The sequence below is a fragment of the Vulcanisaeta sp. EB80 genome (assembly GCF_002078205.2).
In genome coordinates, this window is record NZ_LCWN02000004.1 from 37,400 (window position 1) to 58,447 (window position 21,048).

Consider the following 21,048-nt stretch of genomic DNA (forward strand, 5'->3'; position numbering starts at 1 on the left):
GATTAAGCTTTACTTAGTTATTAATATCAATAGGGCTAGGAGTAGATAGGCTATTATCGTTACAGACATCGCCAATAGCGACACTGACCTAAACCTATCCGCATAATCGCTCCTACGCAGTACAGCTATGCATATGTATGTTAATATTAAATCCGTAATTACTACACCAATCGTCAGTACGAACCCGAAGGGTTCGTTTAGGGATAGAATTATTATCAATGGCGACACAGCCACAGCGGTTAGTGTGAACGCCACAGCCATGACTATTGCCGTTGTAATGCCGTACGTATTGGCCACGGTCCTCACGCCAGCCTTAATATCGCCAGGTATATCAAGAGCGCCCTTAACCAGCTCCCTACCCATGGTTGCCAATAGGGATACCGTGAATAGTAAGTATGGTAAGTTCATTGTTGGTAATGTTGATGTAATGGCATATAATCCATATAGGAAGGTTAGGGATGAAGTTATTGCAACCAATAAGTTATTTACGAAAACCACCCTCTTCAACCTATAATTGTAGGAGAAGCCCGTTATGATGGCAATGATCAGTATTGAGATGCTCCATGGCGCCAGGTAATTAAGGACAACACCAACAACGTTAAGTAGGATTGATATTGATACGGAAATCAACGACAGCACCCAGGCAGTTCTGATGGATACATCACCACGCACTAACGGGGCATCAGGTCTATTCACCCTATCCTCTTCTATATTGTATATATCATTTGTGACGAATAGAAATACCTCAGTCAGCAATGATGATATGAAGAGTAAGATCATTGCAATGGGATTATTGCCTCCAGAGATTATGTATGAAGCAATCACTATGAGGCTTGTCAATACTCCATGCTCAATCCTGGAAAGCCTCATAAACGCCCTCAGATCCACGGTAATTCTAAACAAGCAACAGATTTTTAACTAGTACGACTTAACCCACGTCCTCAACAACCACCACCCTGAGGTATAAAGGTCCTTAATTGTCTCGGGCCATGTCTCATGATGTACACCGAATCCCTAAGATTGGAGGGGATAATTTAAGACGACACATGGCATAAAGTTAATCCATGAGAGGGTAATCTAAACTCCTAAACTCCACACTTAACTTATGAGGTCGTTTTTAAGCTAGATCTCAACATATGTCCCTACGAAGCTTAGAAAGAGCTCAGGGACGTTGAGAGCAATAGGGTGGAGGGACATTACTCATTCCTTGAGATAGATGAGGATACAGCGAGGGATTGTGTTGAGTTCGTCTCAAATAACCTCATACCACTGATTAGGTCGGTTTGGAAGGATAGGTGGTGTGAATAAGCTGACGAGAAGGAGCGAGGCTTCATATTAATTTTGTGATTTCTTGGTACTTGCGTGCTCTAGATATCACCATATACGTATTGTATTCCCAGCATTTTGGCAACGTCTTTATCAAGTGCTGCTATGTCTTCATCGCTCAATTCCTTAATGTCGTACTTACCCAACGCAGAGACTAGCATCTGTGTTTCCTCCTTAACCGCCTCTATGTAATTCGCGACCCCCTTCTCGCCCTTAACCATTGCGGCTATGAGGAATGGTCTCGCCATGTATACACCACTGGCGCCAAGCGCTACCGCCTTCACAACATGCGAACCATTGTACAACCTACCAGCTATTAGGAGTGACAAGTCCTTAATGCCAAGTTTCCTGGCGTCCCTAATCTTCTTCAATCCGACAATTGTTGGATAGCCCAAGTGCTTCAGCGCCACGGATGGTGCCATGCCCGTCCCACCCTCCTTACCATCAATCACCACAGCGTGTGCTCCCTCCTCATGGGCAATGCTTATCACCCTATCCACGTCCCTGTAAGGACCGAGTTTAATCCATATCCTAGCCCTTGGATACGCAGTCCTCATGAACCTAATCATACCCCTTAGTATATCCTCGGTGTATGTACCAGGTACTGAGTACCTCGTTATGAACTTGTCCTTAACCTTCTCAGGATCAACCTCAAAGTGGTACTTCGCCTTTAACCTAATCGCCTCTTCCTTAGGTATTTTAATGACACCACCAAGTCCAGGCTTGGCCCCCTGCCCCATCTTAATCTCGAAGCCAACTAAACCCTCCTCTATGTACGGCTCCAAGTCCCTATCACTGTAAACCTTATTCCAAAGCTCATCATACGCATCCTCAACGTTTTGCTGTATAATGACCCCACCGTACTTATCAACATTCGTCAGATACGCCATGACCCTCTCCTTAAAGCTTGGGTGACCCCTGGTGTACCTCCTCGAGTAACCCCTCACCGTTGCCACGTTCTCCCCAATACCAAACACAATACCCGCCTTAGCAGCTGCCCTGGCTATATCCAGACTAAACCTACTGGCTATCGATGTCGAACCCATCGAACCAACAACAATGGGCATCGAAACCTTAAAACCACCCAACTCGCCCTCAAGGTTCACATCCATGAACGTTGGTTCCCTAAGCAGTTCGGCCATCTTCTCGAGCCTACGTGGGGTGAAGGCTGGGGGTAGTAGTATCAACGAGTCGTCCAAAGTCCTGAAGCGCGGGTAACCTCTACCTTCATAAATTCCGGACCCAAGTACGGCGGAGCCGTATGAGGTGACTTCACCAAAGGGGTAAACGGCGTCCCGACCCTTAAGCGCCTTTAGGGCTATCTCATCGAACGGATAATCACTAATGAAATCCCTAAGTCCCCTAATAGCTGCCCAATAAGCTCTCAATCTAATGAACACCCTCACCAAATCAATCAGCACAGATGCCGTCAGAAGTAAGGCCTTATATACATGATTAAAGAAATGACAAACCTTAGATACTAAGTTAGGTATTAAGTTTTATATAATTGAAGAATATCTATCATATTGACTACTAACTATCGATAATTAATGACATCTTATCTAGACTATCTAGATAATGCAGACAACCTCACTCCACTTTCATTTGTCAGGGAATTAGGGAATCGCTTGGATTACCCAATATTCCCAAGGGACCTCGAGATAATATTAATGAAACACCCAGCAGTCAAGGAGACCTTCGTAACAGGCGAGCAGTCTGAGGACTCATCAATAGGGCAAATACCGGTGGCGTATGTCGTGGTTAAGGACGAGTACAGAGGCAAGGTCTCAGAAAAGGAGTTTATAGATTTTGTGAATTCCAAGGTTGCCTTTTACAAGAAACTTAGAAAGGTGTATCTCGTAGATAAATTACCCATTAAATAGTCTCTTACATCTGCAACAAGAGTTGGAGATAATTAAAAATCATGTATTTGCCCTCCATATAATACTACCTATATCACCTGGGACTTTATACCCAGGTAACTTCTCAAGTCTCTCCTTAAACTCGGGACTTCTTAATAGGTTTAGGAATGCCTTGACACTATCCTTATCCAGCCTATCAATGGGTATGGCAAAGTCGTAACTCTCCCAACCCAATGGTATGAAGTCTAGACCATACATTGCCGCCGCAGCCCTAATGCCAACACCAGCATCAGCCTTGCCCTGCGCCACCGCGGCAGCGACCGCCGTATGAGTCTTTACCTCGTAGTAGTAACCGTTGATTCTCTTGACTAGGTCTTCGAATTTAACGCCCATTCTAGAGGCCACATCCTTCAGTTTTATATCGAGTAGAAACCTGGTTCCCGCGCCCTTATTCCTATTCACGATTTTAACATCACCCTTGAGTAGGTCCTCGATACTGTTGACATTCTTTGGGTTGCCCCTGGGGACTATCAAGCCCTGTTCCCTCATGTAGCCCCTAACCAGCACGGCATTCCTAACGTCGTACTTGACCATGTACGGTATGTTGTACTGCCCAGTCTCCTCATCTACTAGGTGCAAGCCAGCCACGTCAGTCTCGCCACGCTTAACCGCGTATAACCCGCCCATGGAGCCTACGTTGATAACCCTGGCCCTTACGAAGCCGGGTAGCATGGGTATCAGTAGGTCTAGGCCGATGTCGTGGGAGCCTATTATGTATAGGTTCGATGGCATGTACTGGTGCGTAAACAGTGCCACCTCAACCTCATCCCCACTATCCAGGTACTCAACGGTCTCTGGGATCACTATGTAACCATCGGCGTAGGCCAGCGTACTTATTGCCCCGGACTCGGCAGGTAATGGGTAGGCCACTATGCCGTGGCCTGTATCCACAAGCCCCACTGGGTAAAGCGCTCTCCTGCCCCTGGCACCCTCGGCCCTAATCGCCAACCTAGCCCTTATCCTCGTCTCATCAACGCTGGTACATAGCATTTTGGCTAGTATTGGTTTGACTATTATGTTGAATATCATTAATGCGGAGCTTGGGTAGCCAGGCAGGCCAACCACCAACTTACCATCTCTGGAAACGGCAACCACCGTAGGTTTGCCTGGCTTGACCTTGAGCCCATGTATTATTATTCCAGGCGGCCCTATCTCATCAAGTACGCGATACGTTAAGTCAGCAAGCCCAGCCGACGTGCCTCCCGAGAGGAGTACTAGATCACTTACGCTTAATGCCTTAGTTATGGTGTTCCTCATCTCGTTGATGTCATCCCTAACTATACCCATGATCACAGGTTCAGCGCCCATGGACCTAACAGCGTGAGATATGGTGTACGTGTTTATGTCGTAAATCTTGCCTGGACTAAGGGTTCTGCCGGGGCTCACGAGCTCGTTGCCCGTGGATATTATCGCCACCCTAGGTCTCCTGAAGACCTCGACCTCGCGAAGCCCAACCGCGGCTAATAAACCAACCTCCCTCTCCCTAATCACCGTGCACTTTCTGAGCACTAGCTCGCCCATCATAACGTCACTACCTGCCGACATCACGTTCTCCCCAGGGGTAACCGATCGATATACCAACAACTCATCGCCAACTCTCTTCGTATACTCAACCATAACCACGGCATTGGCGCCGGGCGGTAATGGGGCTCCCGTGGCTATTTCGGCAGTTTCGCCAGGGTTAATCCTGGGAAGCCCCTCGGCTCCAGTCTCGATATTACCAACAACCCTCAACTTGATGGGGTTAAGTTCATCGGCGCCAAATGTGTCCTCGGCCCTAACAGCAAAACCATCCATTGTGGATCTATCGAACGGTGGCACATCGATCCTCGAGTAAATGTCTGAAGCCAAGACTCTACCATAACTATCCTCGATCTTGACGATTTCAACACCCACCGGCTCAATCTTCACGGTACTAAAGATCTTGTTTAATGCGTCCTCGGGTGTTAATAATTCATGGAAGATAACCCTCTTACCTGCCTCAGACATCATCACCCATGTATCATCAATGCTTAAATGCATTTTTAGTTAGGGAAGTGCGGTTCCCTGTGAGATTAATATTTAAGTTCCTAAACCACACTGGTCAATGATGGGTAGGTTAGGGAAGAATTGGCTTACACTTATGCTTACATTTTCAGCAATAGGTCTCTTCGCATCATCAGTGGTCATTTATACATATTATTATTTACATAAACTGCCACCACTTTGTACTCAGTTTAAGTCGCCATTTCCTGGAGTGACCATTGATTGCGAAAGAGTTCTCTCGAGCAAGTACTCAGACATAGGTGGTGTCCCCCTTGACCTACTGGCTGCTGTGTGGTTCGTAATAAACATAGTCCTGGTGATAACTTACGATTTTGGCCCTGGACGCATAGCCAATGTTGCACTTAGTACGCTCTTTTATTGGAGGTTCCTTGGTATAGTCGTGGTTCCCTACTTGATATATGTCGAGACTTACCTACTCCATGCCCTATGTATTTATTGTACAGTAATGCACATAATGATAATAATAGACTTCACCATAATAACGCTTTACTTCACGAAATTTAAACGTATTAATGTCCAGAACCCCGGTGGGAATTAGTGGTAATTAGAGCTCATTGGTATGAGGGGAATAGGGTATTTGCTTGAGCTCCGTCTAAGAGGTCCACGAGGCTTTTGAAGGAGTAGGTGGGTTTTATGCCTGATAGATCTAAACCCCACACGTCCCTTACGTAATTTAGCTTATTCTCCCAATCGCCAATGAACACGGTTACTAAGCCACACATTGATGGGTAGTACACATCAAATAATGGGTTGTCTCCAATCATGGCTCGACCATCCCTAAAGAATTCACAGCAGTTCTTCGGGCACCCTATTAAGTCAGGAGTTCTTATACCATCTATGTATTGTGAAAACCCCAGTTCCTTAATGACGATTGATTGATACTTATATAAGCCATTGGTTGCTATGATAATTCTATGACCTAAATCCTTCATTGTCTCTAAGAGATCATATGCGCCATCGTACGGTTTAAACCCGTGCACGTAATTCACCAGGAACTCATTAATATCTATGCTCACTGATGCACCGAATCTATGAGCCACCTCAGTGAATATGTAGTCCCAATCGAAGGCTTTAATGCTGAATCCACGTAATAAGGATTTGTTCAATTCTTTAGCGGCCCTATATATAACGACCCAGTCAACGCCAATCCTCTCAGCAATGTACCTACTCGCGTCTTGAAATACGGGATCCCAGGCGTTAAGTGGTAGTAATGTGCCATCGAGGTCTATCAGGACGAGCACTGGAGTTAGTGCCAGGTCTAGGTTCTTAAAGCATTATGATTATGTATTTCTGGGCCAGAACTCTGGTTTCAGTATGTTTCACGTGGAAGCATCGTGATTTTCAGGGAGATTTCCTTATTAGAGGATTAATTTATGGTCTGGGTGATGGGTATGGGAAGTAGAACAATAATAAATATGGAGGTAATAACGCTAACAATAGCACTGGCGCTAACGTTAGTGCTGGCCGTGGTGATGGTTGCGAAGCCCATAATGGCCTCAGGTACGGGTAACCTCACGAACTCGACCGTGCCAACCGTGGGCACGAACTCCACGACAACCACAACAAATACTACAGTAACTAATGCAACATGCACACCCGGATTACTAACTGCCATACAAGCCAACCTGTACATTGACGACATGTGGCTTATGAGGGTTGGAGCCAACATGAGCAGCTTTAACGCTACCGCGTTTAACGCAACCCTTGCTAATGCCACGTTCACAGGGTTCAACATAACGAGGTTTAACGCAACGGGCTTTAACGTAACAAGCCTTGCCCTAACACCAGCCACGCTACAGAACATCACCAACTACTTCATTAGCAAGGGCGAGTGTCTACTAGCCCTGCAGTTCCTGGTACACCTTAGGCATTACCTAGTCCATGAGTACGTACTTGAGAAGCATGCCGAGATTCTGAATAGAACCTTAACCTATAGATTAATGCTACTGAATGAGACGTTGACAAGACTTGAGGAACAAGGACTACTAAATAGCACACAGGCAAGTGAGGTTTACTCCTTACTGTCTCAGTTAAAGCAGGCATTAATCAGTGGTAACTACTCAGAGGCCGAGGCGTTACTTAGCGAGTATAATTCCCTAATTAGTAATGTAACTGCCCAGTATTATGAGGAGCAGAAGATAGGCTTCGCAAACAGGATAAACCATGAACTCGAGCACTACATTAAGCAAATAATAAAGGGCGCAACAACGCTTAACCAAACCCTAACGCAACTAGCCATTTTAGACCATGAACTTGGCATGCTCACGAACATGACAAGTCTAAACATAACCAGCGTTAAGGAGTTACATGAGCTATTCAAAGAATTGTTAAGCATATACCCATTAGTACAGGGCAACGAGACCGCCCAGGCACAATTATTACAATTGCTCAAGCACGGTAAGGGCTTCAACGACTGGCTAAACACGGTACAGCAGTTCGGTCAAGAAGCAAGTTCATGGCATATGCACGGTCACGGTAAAGGTAAGGGTGGGCAAGGTCATGGAGGTGGTATGGGCGGTCAAGGAGGAGGCGCAGGTAGAGGTATGGGTGGCCAAGGTAACGGCGGTAATGGTCGAGGTAATGGCGGTCACTAATGTATTAATTACTATATCAAAGTAGAGTAAAAAGTAAAGTAATTAGAATAATAAAGACTGTTTAAAATTAAACCTCATTTCAATTTTACGGAATTTCTTTATCGCTCTATTTCTCTTCTTTTTATAAGGAGAATCAGCAAGATTTTTAAGTCCTCAATATAATTGTTTATGATGTTCCCTATAATTATGGTTTCAATAATAATTTATCTAATGAGCAATGGATCACTAGTCAGTATGAACGTTACAACAACGCAAAGTGTTGCTTTGCTAAATGTTACATTACCCGTGGAACCAATAGAACCAACATTAACTGTACAAAGCGCCAATGGTACATCAATACCTGCAATACTGATAGGTAATCACTTGATTATACCGGCGTTTAGTAATGGCACATTCATAATAAAGTACGTACCCCTAATTACACAAACACCAAGTGGCTATTTGGCAATGAACGTATCATCTCCATACGTGGTAAATCTCTTTATAGGAAACAGTATATTACTGACTCACTTGCCCATTAATTTAATAGTGAATTTCACGAGGGTTAGCAACGGCATAATACTCCAACTAGCACCTGGAAACTATACAATAGGTTTTGTACCAGAAACACCAACAACAGGCGTAGCAACCACCAACACAACAACTACCATAGCAAGAACAACGAATACGACCAAAACATCAACTCAATCAACGAGTAACCAAACATCGCCAAAGGTAACGAAGACAACCCCATCAATCCCACAATACGTATATTACGTAGTACCTACCGTAATCATAGCAGCAATTGCGTTATTAATATACGTGTTCATAATCAGACACAGAGGTCCTGAGGTGAACCCCATAATAGTCGAAGGTCTAAACCCAACTGATAAGGAGGTCATTAAGGCATTGATGGAGATGGGTGGTGAGGCCTACCAGGCTGATCTACAGAGGAAGCTGAATATGCCCAAGGCAACGCTTTGGAGGGCCATTAAGAGGTTGGAGGCTACCGGTTACGTACAGGTGATTAAGGAGGGCCGTGTAAACAAGGTCAAGTTAATTAGAAAGCCAAGTGATAAAAATACTAAGTTGAATTGACAAAACTCGACATTTCGGATGTGCTTTCTGCAGATCTCGATAATTACTTTTAAATATACGTGGAAGCGGGCGAAAAGGTTTTAAGCAATTTAGCATCAATGAACAGGCCATGAGTAGTGAAGAGATACCCCTTAAGCCCGTGGGTAAGGAGGACATTAGGAAGTTGGAGTCCGCTTTAATAACAATGGCGTTGTTTTCTAAGGAGACCTTCGAGGAGCTTCAGAACCCGCACGGCAGATTGACGTGGGTCGATAGTCTATACACCGCAGCCGCCGCCCTGGCCAGGGAAAAGGCTGGGATGAGCCTCAGTCAAATAGCTGAGGAGCTCGGGGTTACCGAAGCAACACTCAGGAGGCATTTAAAGGGCGAGACGAAGGCCGGCCAACTCATTCTAAGGGCCTACGAGAAACTGTCCAAGGAGGGATTCAAGATTGAATTATCAATAAGCACGCCATTGACGGATAGGTTAACCAAGCTCGAGGATAAGATGAATAAGGTTAGGGAGCTCCTAAGGCAAGCCCTGGATGAATTATCTGCGGTATAAGGTTCTTAGTTTGTTTAAATTTTAATTTTTACAAGGCTTATTCCTCCTCAACCTCAACCTTGGCCTTACCAACCTCCTTACTAATCATTTCCGCCTCCTCAACAGCCCTCCTCATCTCCTCAACCTCCTCCTTGGGCAATGGCTGTATCGATACCGAGGTTCCAGTTATCTTGAGGTACTTATCCCACTGTATGACGACGCCTTCGTCAGTTATATCCATTGGATGCCTAACCATGCTGATTTTTGTATCCCTCATCTTCCAAATAACTATGGATCTGTATAGCCTGCCGTCGACCTCGTCTAGGTCAAGCCTAGTTATGCCATCAACTGCGTGCTCAACCCCTGGTCCGCCGAACCCCCTCTCAGTCACTGAGACCTGGCTTATGAACATGGCGGTTGCCCCAAGCCCAGCAATAACCCTCTTCAGCAGCATGACCGTCGACCTAGCCACGGAAGGCTTAGTTAGGTAAAGCGTGCTTACCGAGTCTATAGTTATCCTAACCGCTCCCGTATCCTTAATTGCTTGCCTAAGTACGTCGATGAGTTCATGAACATTATCAATATCCTTAACCACATACTTCTCCCTCTGGGCTGCGGAGCCTATGCCCGCAGTGAATGCGTCAACGATTGCGAACTTGCCCTCCCTCTCGTACTTATCAATATCCCAACCAAAGTGCTTAAAGCTTCTCCTAACCGCGACTGGGTGCTCCTCGAGAGCCACGAAAACGCCGGCCTCACCCCTGACCAACCCATTGTAGAGGAATTGCTTACCCATTATGGACTTCCCAGTGCCTGGGCCTCCCGACACTAGTACAATGCTTCTTTCGGGTATTCCACCGTATAGTATCTCGTCGAGTCCGGGTATGTACGTCCTAACTCGTGGGGTCTTCATCAATTGTTCGACGTATTTGCTGGTTTATATATTTATTTTGTCTCGCTATAGGCCATCCTCACTGATTATTAGCGCTCCATGTTGTTTATTTCGTATCCTAAGTTCGTCGAGAGCCTCCGTCGCCAATTTCATGGCTGTCCTACCCTTCTTTGCAATACCTACGCCAATCCTGGCATTAAGTAATCTAGCTATTGGCCTCAGTTCTTCCTCATCGATTACTGGCTGTATTATTGATACGATGTTATCACCGCCCAGGTAAAGCGTCACCGCGCCGTAAGGTGCTAGGTAAAGCCTTACCTGGTTAATCACGCTCCACACGTGTTCGTAAAGGAGGTAGCTGGAGGTCTCCTCAGTATTTGCTGTGGAGTTTATGAGATCTATGTGGGCTATGCCGACTATGTCATTGTTGGTATTACCTACAAGGTTTTCCCAGGGCCTAGCCCTAAGTGCGAGTTTGAAGGCCTCCCTCTCGGCAATACCTGGCTTCTCATGTGCATAGGTACCGCTTGATAATGGCACGGGTAAGTCCTTGCCGAGCTCCCTAACGATACTCGATAACTCATTTGCACTAATGCCGTTTGTTATTGCGAGTAGGTAGTCGTACCTAAATGGGTGGGCCCATGCATCAACCCTGGAGAATAACTCCACAAGCCTACTGTGCATCCTGGCTTGAACACCCTGTATAACGTGTTCCCTATCCGGGCCTAGGCTCTCCGTCCACTCCCTATACCCCACCAGCCTTATTATCGTTATTTGAACCAAAGGTTTAGCACCGATGACGTGCTTAAACCATTAGTTTAAAAACATAACCCCGCACTAAGGAACTAATGCATTTACTCGAAGTCCTATTTATTTAGGTATACTACTCAAAATTCGATTTCGTTTCCTAATGACGGCAATGCTTAAAATATGAGCGGGGTAATGCTATATGGTGCATAATGAGTCTGAAGGTCATAACATTCGATGTTTACAATACGTTGATCAACTATGGTAAGGAATTGATAGAGGAAATAACTAGCAACATAACCAAGTACCTGAAGTCCATAGGTATAGAGGCCAGTTTCGAGCATGTGTATGAGGCTTACGTAGGTTTGGATAGGGAGATTAGGCTTAGGAGGGTTACGGAGATGGTTTATGTGCCACCTATGGATAACGTAAGGGCATTCCTAGAGAGGTTGATGCACAGGTACGGTGTAGAATTAAATGAGAGAATGGTGATGGACGTCGCCAACATAATATCAAATACATTACTTGAATCAAAGAATGCAAAGCCAGGTGAGGATGCGCAATACGTGCTTATGGAGATGAAGGATGACGGATACAGGGTTGGTGTCGTTTCGAACGTGATATTCTGGAGCAGTTCGGTAACAAGGAGGTTACTTGATAAGTACGGACTTAGTAAGTACATTGATGTACAAGTCTATGCGGATGAGGTTGGCAAGGCCAAGCCGCATCCAGCAATTTTTGAGCGTGCGTACTCACTGCTTACGCATGATATGGAACCAGACATCGCGATACACGTGGGCGATGGATTCAAGGAGGACCTACTTGGGTCAGTTCTTGATGATATAATTGGCGTGTTCATCGATAGGGAGGGTAAGTTCGTGATTAGTGGCAGCCCTGCCGAGTTCATTAAGTGTAGGGCCTATGGGGTTAGAAGATTGAAGGAGGTCCTATTAATACCGCATTTAGTTTCATCCTGTTCAATATGACAAAACGAGCGGTAGATCTTGTTGTGGGTTGTTTTTGTTCGTGTTGAAATACCAGGAAGAAAATATTTTATTCTCCTAAGGCTTGAATGATAGGTGTGGTGACTGCGTTTAAGTGCATGCCGAATTGTGGTTACTGCTGCACAATATCGCCAGTGACGGTATTTCCACACGAGATGCTGATACTCAGTAAGTTAGCTGAGAGGCTTGATGTTAAGGATTTAACGTTCAAGCCTGGTTACATAGTGACGGATGTTAAGGGTGGCGTTAGGATCGCGCTGTCATATTTAATGCAACTGAATGAAAAGGGTATGTGTCCATTCCTCAATCCCGACGATAAGACATGCATTGTTCACTCACTGTATAAACCACTGACCTGCCGATCATTCCCATACCTACCCAGAGTTATTAGGTATGTAATCGATCCGGAGCTGAAAATCGTGGATTTCACGGTGGAGTTTGTGGTATCGAGTCTATGCCCAGTAATAAGGAATAATTACACACCGGATGATCTTGAGACCATAGCGCGTAACGTGAAGATAGCCATTAAGGCAATGCCTAAGGAGGTCGATGCCGCCCAGGAGGCAATTAGGGTTAGGAAGATTTATGCTGATGCATTAACAGCACTGTGGAGAGCTGGTTATGTTGAGCTGAGGAGCAATAGTAGCGATAGTACTAATTGGCCCATAGTGAATGCCTTCGAGTACATTAGGCAATTCATTCCACAGCTAACGCTTGATCAATTTGACCCAAGTATTAGGAGAATTTTGAGGGAGGTTTAGGACTAGGTTCACTACCCGATATCGGTTTAGAGAAAGATTTATATAACATCAAGGTCTCTGGGCTAGTGAGCGATAATCATGGAGTCCGCAATTAAGGCAATTAATTTGACAAAACGTTATGGAAATTTCACCGCAGTGGATCATATAAACTTCGAAGTTTATTATGGCGAGATATTCGGTTTCCTAGGTCCTAATGGCGCTGGTAAGACTACCACGATAAAGATGTTGACTACGGTTACTAGGCCTAGTGAGGGTACGGCTGTGGTCAATGGTTATGATGTTATTAAGCAGCCGGCTAAGGTTAGGGAGAGTATTGGTGTTGTTCCTCAGGAGTATACGGCTGATGAGGATTTAACTGGTTGGGAAAACCTAATGCTGATAGCGGCTCTTTATGGGATACCGAAGAGTGAGGCTAGGGAGAGGGCTGTTGAATTACTTGATATGGTTGAGTTATCATATGCGGCTGATAGGAAGGTTGAGACGTACTCGGGAGGTATGAGGAGGAGGTTGGAGATAGCCATGGGTTTTATAAATAGGCCGGCGATACTTTTCCTTGATGAACCAACTCTGGGTCTTGATGCCCAGACTAGGGCGGCTATTTGGGAGTACGTGTATAGGTTGAGGAGGCAGTTTGGCACGACAATCTTCATGACGACACATTACCTGGAGGAGGCTGATCAATATGCTGAGCGTATTGCTATCATTGATCACGGGAAAATATTAGCCATAGGCACACCTAAGGAGCTTAAGGAGAAGGTTGGTGGTGATGTGATAACGATAGAGGTGAATGGTGATGTTAATGTGGCTAGGAAGGTTATTGAGGGTATTGATGGCGTTTCTGGGGTTACGATGGTTGGTAATACAATAAGGTTTAAGGTTAGGAATGGAAACACTGCGGCGCCAGTAATACTTGAGTCACTTAATAAATTGAGCATAAGGGCCACCAGTATAACGATAAAGGAACCAACAATGGATGAGGTATTCCTTGAGTACACAGGCAGGAGGTTAAGGGATGAGGAGAGTAGTGGTGAGGAGTTCATGAGGTTTAGAAGAACAATATCAAGGGCCAGGAGGTGATGCGCATGGAGTCCAGACTACATCCACTTCATGGCTTATGGTCATTAACAAATAGGGAGTTAGCCAAGTGGTACAAGGTGCCGGTCATTTTAATAATCTCACTTATCCAACCTATCGTTTGGTTGGCATTCTTCGGAAAGTCAATGAACTTCGCATCCATGTTCACAAGTGGACTAAACATACCAGGCCTAAACGTACCTAAGCAGATAATTGATGAAATTGCATCGGAAGTTCTTAAGGCCAATTTTGGGACCACCGATTACTTCTCATTCCTTGCCGTTGGTATGCTCTCATTCATAACATTGTTTACGTCATTGCAGAGTGGTATGAGTATTGTTTGGGATAGACGCCTAGGTGTGCTTAGTAAGTTGTTAACTACGCCGGTGCCTAGGGGTAATATTGTGATGGCTAAGGTACTTAACTCAATGATTAGGTCCCTAGTTCAAGCAAGCATAGTCCTGGTAATAGCCATACTACTTGGGATGAAACTAAACCCAAGCCTCAACCCACTCGATGTGGTGGGCGCCTACGCAGCACTGGCCTTAATGTCCATGGGATTCGCGTCACTCTTTGTAACGCTAGCCCTAAGATCAACCTCCTGGGAATCGCAAATGGCGATAATGAACCTACTAAACATGCCCCTAATGTTCGCAAGCAACTCATTCTACCCAGTGAAGTCAATGCCATGGTGGTTAAAGCCTATTGCCTACATTAACCCATTGACTTATGTAAACGACATAAATAGGCAGTTATTACTAGGTGTTGCGGGGCATAATCTCCTACTTGACTTCACATACCTATTAATCTTCGCCATAGTGTTCTCAGCGCTTGGCATCACATTATCCTGGAGGTTCCTGTCTGAATCATGAAATACACTTTTTAACTGAATATAACTGAGTAAATGATTAGTCACGTGAGTATACGCCCATGTACTCGGCCGTACCGATTATGTTACTCCTTATTATCCTCAAAACCTCATCCTTACTCGCCCTCTGCTTTATGTTAGGTACGGTATTCAGTGCATATAATCTAAAGAAGTACCTGTGTGGCTTGTGTCCGCGTGGTGGGCAGGGACCACCATAACCAACCCTACCAAAGTCGTTTACACCCTGAACTCCTATACCTTCAACCGTGGGTGTCTTGGGTACATTCTCGGGTAATTCACTCCTATCGGGCGGTATGTTATAGAGTACCCAATGTGTGAACACGCCCATTGGTGCATCGGGATCCTCCATAATTAACACAAGCGATTTTGTACCAGTGGGGGTACCTGACCACTGTAGTGGTGGGCTTACATCGACATCATCACACGTATATTTCTTCGGAATTCTCTCGCCATATTTGAAGGCGGGGCTTACTAGTGAGAAGGGCATCACTATTATTGGTGGGAAACCAAGTATTAAAGGGTTATTATCAGTGTATTGTACCGAGGCGGTACAACACCACTTCAATAGAACATGTGAGATAATGAATATAAATACTTAGTCGGTAGATATAGATTTAATATGGTCAGGGTGAAGTTACAGAGTAGGGATCGATACGAAGGTGTCTTAAATGCACCCCATAGGGCTTTCCTGAGGGCAATTGGGTTTGCTGACGAGGATATTGGTAAACCTCTCATAGCGGTGGTCGCTGCCTGGAGTGAGACTGGTCCCTGTAACATACATACCCTGACGTTGGCTAATCACGTTAAGGAGGGTGTTAGGAGGGGTGGTGGTTCTCCATTGACCGTGCCCACAATAGTTGTTAATGACAACATTGGCATGGGTACGGAGGGCATGAGGTATAGCCTGGTGAGTAGGGAGGTCATTGCTGATTCAATAGAGGCCCAGATAAATGCCCATGCATTTGATGGCTTCGTTGGGATAGGTGGTTGCGATAAGACAGAGCCTGGAATACTAATGGCCATGGCTAGGCTGAATATACCAGCTGTTTACCTGTATGGGGGTACGGCGGAGCCCGGGTTTTATGGTAACATGAAGCTAACGATAGAGGATGTTCACGAGGCAGTTGGTGCCTACTTAGCGGGTAAGATAACGGAGGATGAGTTATACGAGATAGAGAGGAGGGCGCACCCAACCTACGGCACCTGCGCGGGTATGTTCACGGCAAACACCATGGCAGCAATCGCAGAGGCATTGGGCATGGCGCTACCGGGTAGTGCATCCCCACCAGCAACATCAGCCAGGAGAATCATGTACGCTGTTGAGAGTGGTGTTGCATTGATGAATGCCATGGAGCTTGGCATCAAGCCTAGTGATGTGATGACTTACGAAGCATTTGAGAATGCAATAACGGTGCTCATGGCAATGGGTGGATCAACCAATGCAATACTTCACCTATTGGCTATAGCCTATGAGGCTGGTGTTAAGCTCACGCTAGATGATTTCGACAGAATATCCCGCAGAACACCCTACATAGCCAGCTTAAGGCCGGGTGGCGATTACGTTATGGCCGACCTCGATGCTGTTGGTGGCGTTCCATTAGTTATGCTTAAGCTACTAAAGGCCGGCTTGCTAAATGGTAAAGCGATCACGATAACCGGCAAGACAGTTGAGGAGAATCTCAGGGATTACAAATTCCCGAATGTGCCCCACGACCACATAGTTAAGGATGTGAGCAATCCAATAAAGCCCTGGGGCGGCATTAGGATACTAAAGGGCTCGTTGGCGCCTGAGGGTGCAGTCATAAAGGTGGCCGCAACCAACCTATTAAGGTTTGAGGGTAGGGCTAGGCCGTTTAATAGTGAGGAGGAGGCCTTCCAAGCAATTAGGCGTGGTGAGATTAGGTCTGGTGATGTTGTTGTGATTAGGTATGAGGGTCCAAGGGGTGGTCCGGGTATGCCCGAGATGCTTAGGGTTACTGCTGCCATTGTTGGTACTGGTTTGGGTTCTGACGTTGCCCTGGTCACAGACGGCAGGTTCAGCGGCGCAACAAGGGGCCTAATGGTCGGTCACGTAGCACCAGAGGCAGCAGCAGGAGGACCAATAGCAATAGTAGAAGACGGAGATAGAGTACTGATTGATGTTGAGAATGGGCGTCTTGAGCTATTAGTTCCTGAGGATGAGGTCAAGAGAAGGTTTAAGAATTGGCAACCACTACCCCCTAGGTATTCACGAGGCTTACTGGCTAAGTATGCTTCTCTAGTAACCTCGGCCTCAATGGGAGCTGTAACACTGCCTAAGTTACCTGGTTAGTTGCGTTATTATCTTCTCAATACCTTCGCTCTTCAAAGTCCAGTGGTTTATTTTTATCACGGCCTTTATTACATCATCACCATCATCAAGCCTAATGACGCCTGAATATGCAAGTTGTTTATTGAATCTTAAGTATAGTTTCCCATTTTCAAACCTACTTCCTAGACTTACGAGTATTATTTCCCTATCGAGTTGATCTATTGATGAGAGTATGTACTTAGCAACGAATAGCGATTCCTCACCCTTGAATTGAACCTTTATTGTCTTTATATCATTACCAAAGTGGCCCTGGCCCTCGTTAGTTATTATTTTAACTCCATCCCTTAGTTGGGGAGGGACTAGGTTCAAGAGAGCCCTTACGACTTTAAGCTCGTTCTCTGTTGCATGCACATGCGTGCTTAATTCCACGCTCTCTACAATATTCATGGTTAATAAATAGTGACTAACCCCACTTAATAATCCTTAGTGAGTATGATTTTTGGTACCTTACAATGCGTGGCGCGCCTTAACTCCTCCAATTGGGCCTCATCGATATTTCCCGACCAGGACTCGGTCACCATGTACATATCCTCATCCTTAACGCCCCTAATCATGGCGCACATGTGCAATGCGCACACCTTAACATAGACATACTTGGCATTAAGCTTAATTCTTAAATCGTCAGCTAACTTGCTGGTGAACCTTTCCTGGAGTGTTGGCCTGGCTGCTAACCACTTAACGTACCTAGCCACCTTACTCAATCCAGGGACTTCGCTATTGAGCGGTTCGTATATCACAGTGGCTGTGCCTATTATTGGTAGTAGGTGGTGTTCGCATATTGTCGTGAACCTAATGTCGTTAATGCTTATACGACCAACATACTCAACGCCCTCCATTGGGAAGAACTTAACCTCAGGCGCGGGTTCCCTTAAACCACGCGTTAACTCCAACAATGCATTCACAAACCTCCTAGGCGTCTCTCTTAACCCTGGTCTCTTGGGATCTTCGCCCAAAAACCTGAGGAGGTTTCTAATATCTTCCTCAATCTCGGAATAATCATAAACGTACTCGTCGACCACAGGGAGTGTTCATTAAGTATATCTATTTAAATAAGTTTGGTGTGATTAATGAAAATAGATCAACTTGGGAGGGAATTAGGTCCTTAGGTAATGGTAAGAATCATTAGGGTAAGGGCTATTCACAACCGAGTGTTCTTAATGTAGTTTCCTAATGATAAACGTGATGAGTAATACGGCAATCGAGACACCTAGGACTACTAGGTAAATTAAGTGATTAGGTATTGCGGTCACCATACTAACTCCGTGACTAGTGGTTTTATTGCCCTGCACCGCTGTTTTGTTAAGTAATTGCAGTAGGTATTGGGTATTTACTATGGAGGGCATCTCCACTATGAACGTCTCTTCAATGGTTACGTCGACACTTACATTGGTATTGTTAATCCGTAGGTAACCTAGGTATTGGTTGGCGAGCGCGTTTAGCACGGATATCCTAACCTCATCCTCCAACATCATACCCCTAAGTTCTCCCTCGTAATTACTTATTTGCATGAGGTAAGACATAGCCCTTGCTTGGTATGATGCCACACCCAGGTACGTGCTTAGTAGTTGGTTCGTAAGGTTGTTCAACTCGTTATGTAATAGGTATAGACTCTTCGATATGCTGATTATCAAAGCCTCACTCTCGTTTGCTGCATATATCGCGTAATTTAACCCTTCCACAGCCTGGTTAACCTGAGCTTGTGTAGAGCTTATCTCACTCTGTATCTCACCAAGGTTATTGTATACCTGGTTGAGCATTATTATTAAATTCTCGACTTGATTTATTGCATTTATTGTGTTATTTATCTCAGCATCTAGGGTGCTATTGTTCGTGAATTTCTCGATCTGTGATAGGTCATTTTTTAACGTATTCAACGCGTTGATGTAGCTCTGCTCATTACCAACAATGGGGTTTAATGAGCTCCTTAATTGCGATATTACGTTTGCCTCGGTACCGAGCACCTGGCCTCCCGCCGTGAGTGCTATCTTCAACTCAATTAGTTGGGCTTGGAGTAGGCTTTCTACCAATAATGTTGAGTTTATTAAGTAGGCTGAGGCACCAAGCACATTAGATGTTTGATTGAGTAATGCAATTAACTGTAGGAATTGGGTCGTATAGTTATTGGCTGTGGAGGACGCATTAATCACCGAGCTAGATAAGGCACTTAATTGATTAATTGTCGCATTTAACTCATCAATAGCACCCCTGAGGGAATTTATCGACTGGTTTAAGTCGATACTCACCTGCACACCCACCGGATTAACCCTAATACTGTGCCAAGGTCCCAAATCCTCGACAACCATTCCCAACCCAAACGATGTATTATTGCTTGTACTAAATAACCAATAATCCACCTCATAACCTAGTATGTTTTGTGTTATTGTTGGGGTTATGTTGTATTCGTAATAGAGCCCTGACTGTCTTGTTAGCGATATGGTGGTCATTGTGGGGAATGGGAGTAGGTTCGTTATGTTAGTGAGTAGGTTGATCTTAGTACCCACACCGCTGTTAATTATTGTCGTATTTACAGGGGTTCCATTAACGAGTACCTGATAGTCAAGCGATGCTATTGGTAATACGGTGTATATGGGCTTGAACCTAACTTCAAGGGTTTCCTCGGAATATGGCTGTAGGTTTACTACCCACGTAACCTCATTACTCGTCACGTTAGCAGTTGGTGACGTATAGAGAACGCTTGAGTATTGCGGCAACTCGATTGAGATTGTTAATGGTATTGGGTATGGCTCATTATTGTAAAGTGTTAGTGAGTATTCTATGTAGTAATTCGTAGCCTGCCCACTGGGGTTTAGGTAAGTTACATAATTAACCACGAAGTAACCCCTCACAGCCTCATTAGCATGTGCAATACTGCTGATCGCTAGTATGACTATGATCATCACCAGTAATACGCCCCTCAACCTCACAACCTCACAAAACAACCACCTTAATTAAACCTATTCACTCAACTTTCGTGTTTTCCCAGGAAATCGTTGATTGAATTCCTCCTCCTCTCCACATCCGTCATATCAAGACCAAGTCTCCGTAACCTCCTCTCCTCGATATCCAGTACCCTAAGGTAGGACTTCGCAACCACGACAGGGTCAACACGCAACCTACTAAACTCCTCCTTAATCCTCCTCAAATCACTCTCCTCAATTATCCTACCACCTCTAAGGTAGATGATCCTGCCACCAATGGAGGCAACCTCCATATTGTGGGTGGCTATTATGAACGTGATGCCTAAGTACCTATTTAGGAGCCGCACGAGGTCCAGTATTAGGTATGAGCTTGCCAGGTCTATGGAGCCCGTGGGCTCGTCCATTATCACAAGCGATGGATCATTAGCCAACGCCCTCGCAATGGCAACCATCTGTTGCTGGCCACCACTGAGTTGGTTGGGCCTCTTATTTACCACTTCAGGAATGCCCACAAGATCGAGAAGCAGTCTTGCCTTTTCCATAGCCTCCTCCCTCGTGTACCTACCTGTCAATAACATGGGCAACATTACGTTCTCAAGAGCTGTGAGTTGGGAGATTAGGTTATATTGTTGAAACACGAAGCCCAACCTCTCTAGCCTAAACCTTGATAAGTAATTCTCATCCTTGTCTGTGACATCGACGCCATCAATAATAACCCTACCGCTAGTTGGTCTATCTAGTGTACCTATTATGTTCATGAGTGTCGTCTTACCTGAACCACTTGGGCCCATTACTATCACCACCTCCCCGGCCTTAATCGTCATGTTTATGTCTATCAATGCATCAACATAAACATCACCACTCAAGTAATACCTCTTACCAACATCAATCAGCCTAACTACCTCCTCATTACTAATCACAAAGA

Annotated in this window: 21 protein-coding genes and 1 pseudogene; 11 read left to right on the forward strand and 11 right to left on the reverse strand. The window is 45.2% G+C overall.

Annotated elements, in window-relative coordinates; genetic code table 11:
• Positions 1-9: 9 nt before the first annotated feature.
• Positions 10-888: a geranylgeranylglycerol-phosphate geranylgeranyltransferase gene (locus B7L70_RS01635; RefSeq protein WP_081226159.1), complete on the reverse strand. Its 879-nt coding sequence runs from the start codon at positions 886-888 to the stop codon at positions 10-12.
• A 297-nt stretch (positions 889-1,185) separates the two neighbouring features.
• Between B7L70_RS01635 and B7L70_RS14070 the strand changes: the two genes are divergently transcribed.
• On the forward strand, positions 1,186-1,308 hold the full coding sequence (locus tag B7L70_RS14070) for a hypothetical protein (RefSeq protein WP_255408823.1): 123 nt from the start codon (positions 1,186-1,188) through the stop codon (positions 1,306-1,308).
• Between the two features lie 59 nt (positions 1,309-1,367).
• Here B7L70_RS14070 and B7L70_RS01640 read toward each other — a convergent pair whose 3' ends face one another.
• Positions 1,368-2,747, reverse strand: coding sequence for a glutamate synthase-related protein (locus B7L70_RS01640; RefSeq protein ID WP_081226160.1), 1,380 nt, complete (start codon positions 2,745-2,747; stop codon positions 1,368-1,370).
• Between the two features lie 213 nt (positions 2,748-2,960).
• Between B7L70_RS01640 and B7L70_RS01645 the strand changes: the two are divergent.
• Positions 2,961-3,209: pseudogene (locus tag B7L70_RS01645) on the forward strand (long-chain fatty acid--CoA ligase); the annotation flags it as partial.
• A 39-nt stretch (positions 3,210-3,248) separates the two neighbouring features.
• On the opposite strand, the gene B7L70_RS01650 reads toward B7L70_RS01645, so the two are convergent.
• On the reverse strand, positions 3,249-5,237 hold the full coding sequence (locus B7L70_RS01650) for a molybdopterin biosynthesis protein (RefSeq protein ID WP_081226185.1): 1,989 nt from the start codon (positions 5,235-5,237) through the stop codon (positions 3,249-3,251).
• A 100-nt stretch (positions 5,238-5,337) separates the two neighbouring features.
• Here B7L70_RS01650 and B7L70_RS01655 point away from each other — a divergent pair, with 100 nt between their 5' ends.
• Positions 5,338-5,832: a vitamin K epoxide reductase family protein gene (locus B7L70_RS01655; protein WP_255408825.1), complete on the forward strand. Its 495-nt coding sequence runs from the start codon at positions 5,338-5,340 to the stop codon at positions 5,830-5,832.
• A gap of 13 nt (positions 5,833-5,845) precedes the next feature.
• On the opposite strand, the gene B7L70_RS01660 is transcribed toward B7L70_RS01655, so the two are convergent.
• Positions 5,846-6,535, reverse strand: coding sequence for an HAD family hydrolase (locus tag B7L70_RS01660; protein ID WP_081226162.1), 690 nt, complete (start codon positions 6,533-6,535; stop codon positions 5,846-5,848).
• 150 nt (positions 6,536-6,685) lie between these two features.
• Between B7L70_RS01660 and B7L70_RS01665 the strand changes: the two genes are divergently transcribed.
• The 3 genes from B7L70_RS01665 to B7L70_RS01675 all read left to right on the forward strand — a co-directional run bounded on the left by B7L70_RS01665 (position 6,686) and on the right by B7L70_RS01675 (position 9,509).
• Positions 6,686-7,888 (forward strand): hypothetical protein, encoded by a 1,203-nt coding sequence (locus B7L70_RS01665; protein WP_238376033.1) that lies wholly within the window; start codon positions 6,686-6,688, stop codon positions 7,886-7,888.
• A gap of 171 nt (positions 7,889-8,059) precedes the next feature.
• On the forward strand, positions 8,060-8,965 hold the full coding sequence (locus B7L70_RS01670) for a MarR family transcriptional regulator (protein WP_081226164.1): 906 nt from the start codon (positions 8,060-8,062) through the stop codon (positions 8,963-8,965).
• Positions 8,966-9,074: 109 nt separating this feature from the next.
• Complete coding sequence (locus tag B7L70_RS01675) at positions 9,075-9,509, forward strand: helix-turn-helix domain-containing protein (RefSeq protein ID WP_081226165.1); 435 nt, start codon at positions 9,075-9,077, stop codon at positions 9,507-9,509.
• 37 nt (positions 9,510-9,546) lie between these two features.
• Here the strand turns inward: B7L70_RS01675 and B7L70_RS01680 are convergent, their stop codons facing one another.
• Positions 9,547-10,401, reverse strand: coding sequence for a KaiC domain-containing protein (locus tag B7L70_RS01680; protein ID WP_081226166.1), 855 nt, complete (start codon positions 10,399-10,401; stop codon positions 9,547-9,549).
• 45 nt (positions 10,402-10,446) lie between these two features.
• A complete protein-coding gene (locus B7L70_RS01685) occupies positions 10,447-11,163 on the reverse strand; it encodes a GTP cyclohydrolase IIa (RefSeq protein ID WP_081226167.1) in 717 nt (238 codons plus the stop codon).
• A gap of 176 nt (positions 11,164-11,339) precedes the next feature.
• On the opposite strand from B7L70_RS01685, the gene B7L70_RS01690 reads away from it, so the two are divergent.
• From B7L70_RS01690 to B7L70_RS01705, 4 genes are all read left to right on the forward strand, one after another.
• Positions 11,340-12,113, forward strand: coding sequence for an HAD family hydrolase (locus B7L70_RS01690; RefSeq protein WP_081226168.1), 774 nt, complete (start codon positions 11,340-11,342; stop codon positions 12,111-12,113).
• A gap of 116 nt (positions 12,114-12,229) precedes the next feature.
• Positions 12,230-12,892: a YkgJ family cysteine cluster protein gene (locus B7L70_RS01695; RefSeq protein ID WP_238376034.1), complete on the forward strand. Its 663-nt coding sequence runs from the start codon at positions 12,230-12,232 to the stop codon at positions 12,890-12,892.
• 75 nt (positions 12,893-12,967) lie between these two features.
• The gene (locus B7L70_RS01700) at positions 12,968-13,969 is read left to right on the forward strand and encodes an ATP-binding cassette domain-containing protein (protein WP_101940209.1); all 1,002 of its coding nucleotides are present in this window, start codon (positions 12,968-12,970) and stop codon (positions 13,967-13,969) included.
• Positions 13,969-14,838, forward strand: a complete 870-nt coding sequence (locus tag B7L70_RS01705; protein WP_081226171.1) for an ABC transporter permease — start codon at positions 13,969-13,971, stop codon at positions 14,836-14,838. The genes B7L70_RS01700 and B7L70_RS01705 overlap by 1 nt, the downstream gene beginning before the upstream one ends.
• 36 nt (positions 14,839-14,874) lie before the next feature.
• On the opposite strand, the gene B7L70_RS01710 is transcribed toward B7L70_RS01705, so the two are convergent.
• Positions 14,875-15,342 carry a YbhB/YbcL family Raf kinase inhibitor-like protein gene (locus tag B7L70_RS01710; protein WP_081226172.1) on the reverse strand — a complete coding sequence of 156 codons (468 nt, stop codon included), beginning with the start codon at positions 15,340-15,342 and terminating at the stop codon, positions 14,875-14,877.
• A gap of 132 nt (positions 15,343-15,474) precedes the next feature.
• Here B7L70_RS01710 and ilvD point away from each other — a divergent pair, with 132 nt between their 5' ends.
• Complete coding sequence (gene ilvD / locus B7L70_RS01715; RefSeq protein ID WP_081226173.1) at positions 15,475-17,166, forward strand: dihydroxy-acid dehydratase; 1,692 nt, start codon at positions 15,475-15,477, stop codon at positions 17,164-17,166.
• Here the strand turns inward: ilvD and B7L70_RS01720 are convergent.
• From B7L70_RS01720 to B7L70_RS01735, 4 genes are all read right to left on the reverse strand, one after another.
• Positions 17,155-17,592 carry an RNA-binding domain-containing protein gene (locus B7L70_RS01720; RefSeq protein ID WP_081226174.1) on the reverse strand — a complete coding sequence of 146 codons (438 nt, stop codon included), beginning with the start codon at positions 17,590-17,592 and terminating at the stop codon, positions 17,155-17,157. The two genes, ilvD and B7L70_RS01720, sit on opposite strands and share 12 nt — an antisense overlap.
• A 26-nt stretch (positions 17,593-17,618) precedes the next feature.
• Positions 17,619-18,224 (reverse strand): GTP cyclohydrolase I FolE, encoded by a 606-nt coding sequence (folE, locus tag B7L70_RS01725; protein ID WP_081226175.1) that lies wholly within the window; start codon positions 18,222-18,224, stop codon positions 17,619-17,621.
• A 135-nt stretch (positions 18,225-18,359) separates the two neighbouring features.
• The gene (locus tag B7L70_RS01730) at positions 18,360-20,129 is read right to left on the reverse strand and encodes a hypothetical protein (RefSeq protein WP_081226176.1); all 1,770 of its coding nucleotides are present in this window, start codon (positions 20,127-20,129) and stop codon (positions 18,360-18,362) included.
• Positions 20,130-20,167: 38 nt separating this feature from the next.
• Positions 20,168-21,043 (reverse strand): ABC transporter ATP-binding protein, encoded by an 876-nt coding sequence (locus B7L70_RS01735; protein ID WP_081226177.1) that lies wholly within the window; start codon positions 21,041-21,043, stop codon positions 20,168-20,170.
• Between the last annotated feature and the right edge of the window lie 5 nt (positions 21,044-21,048).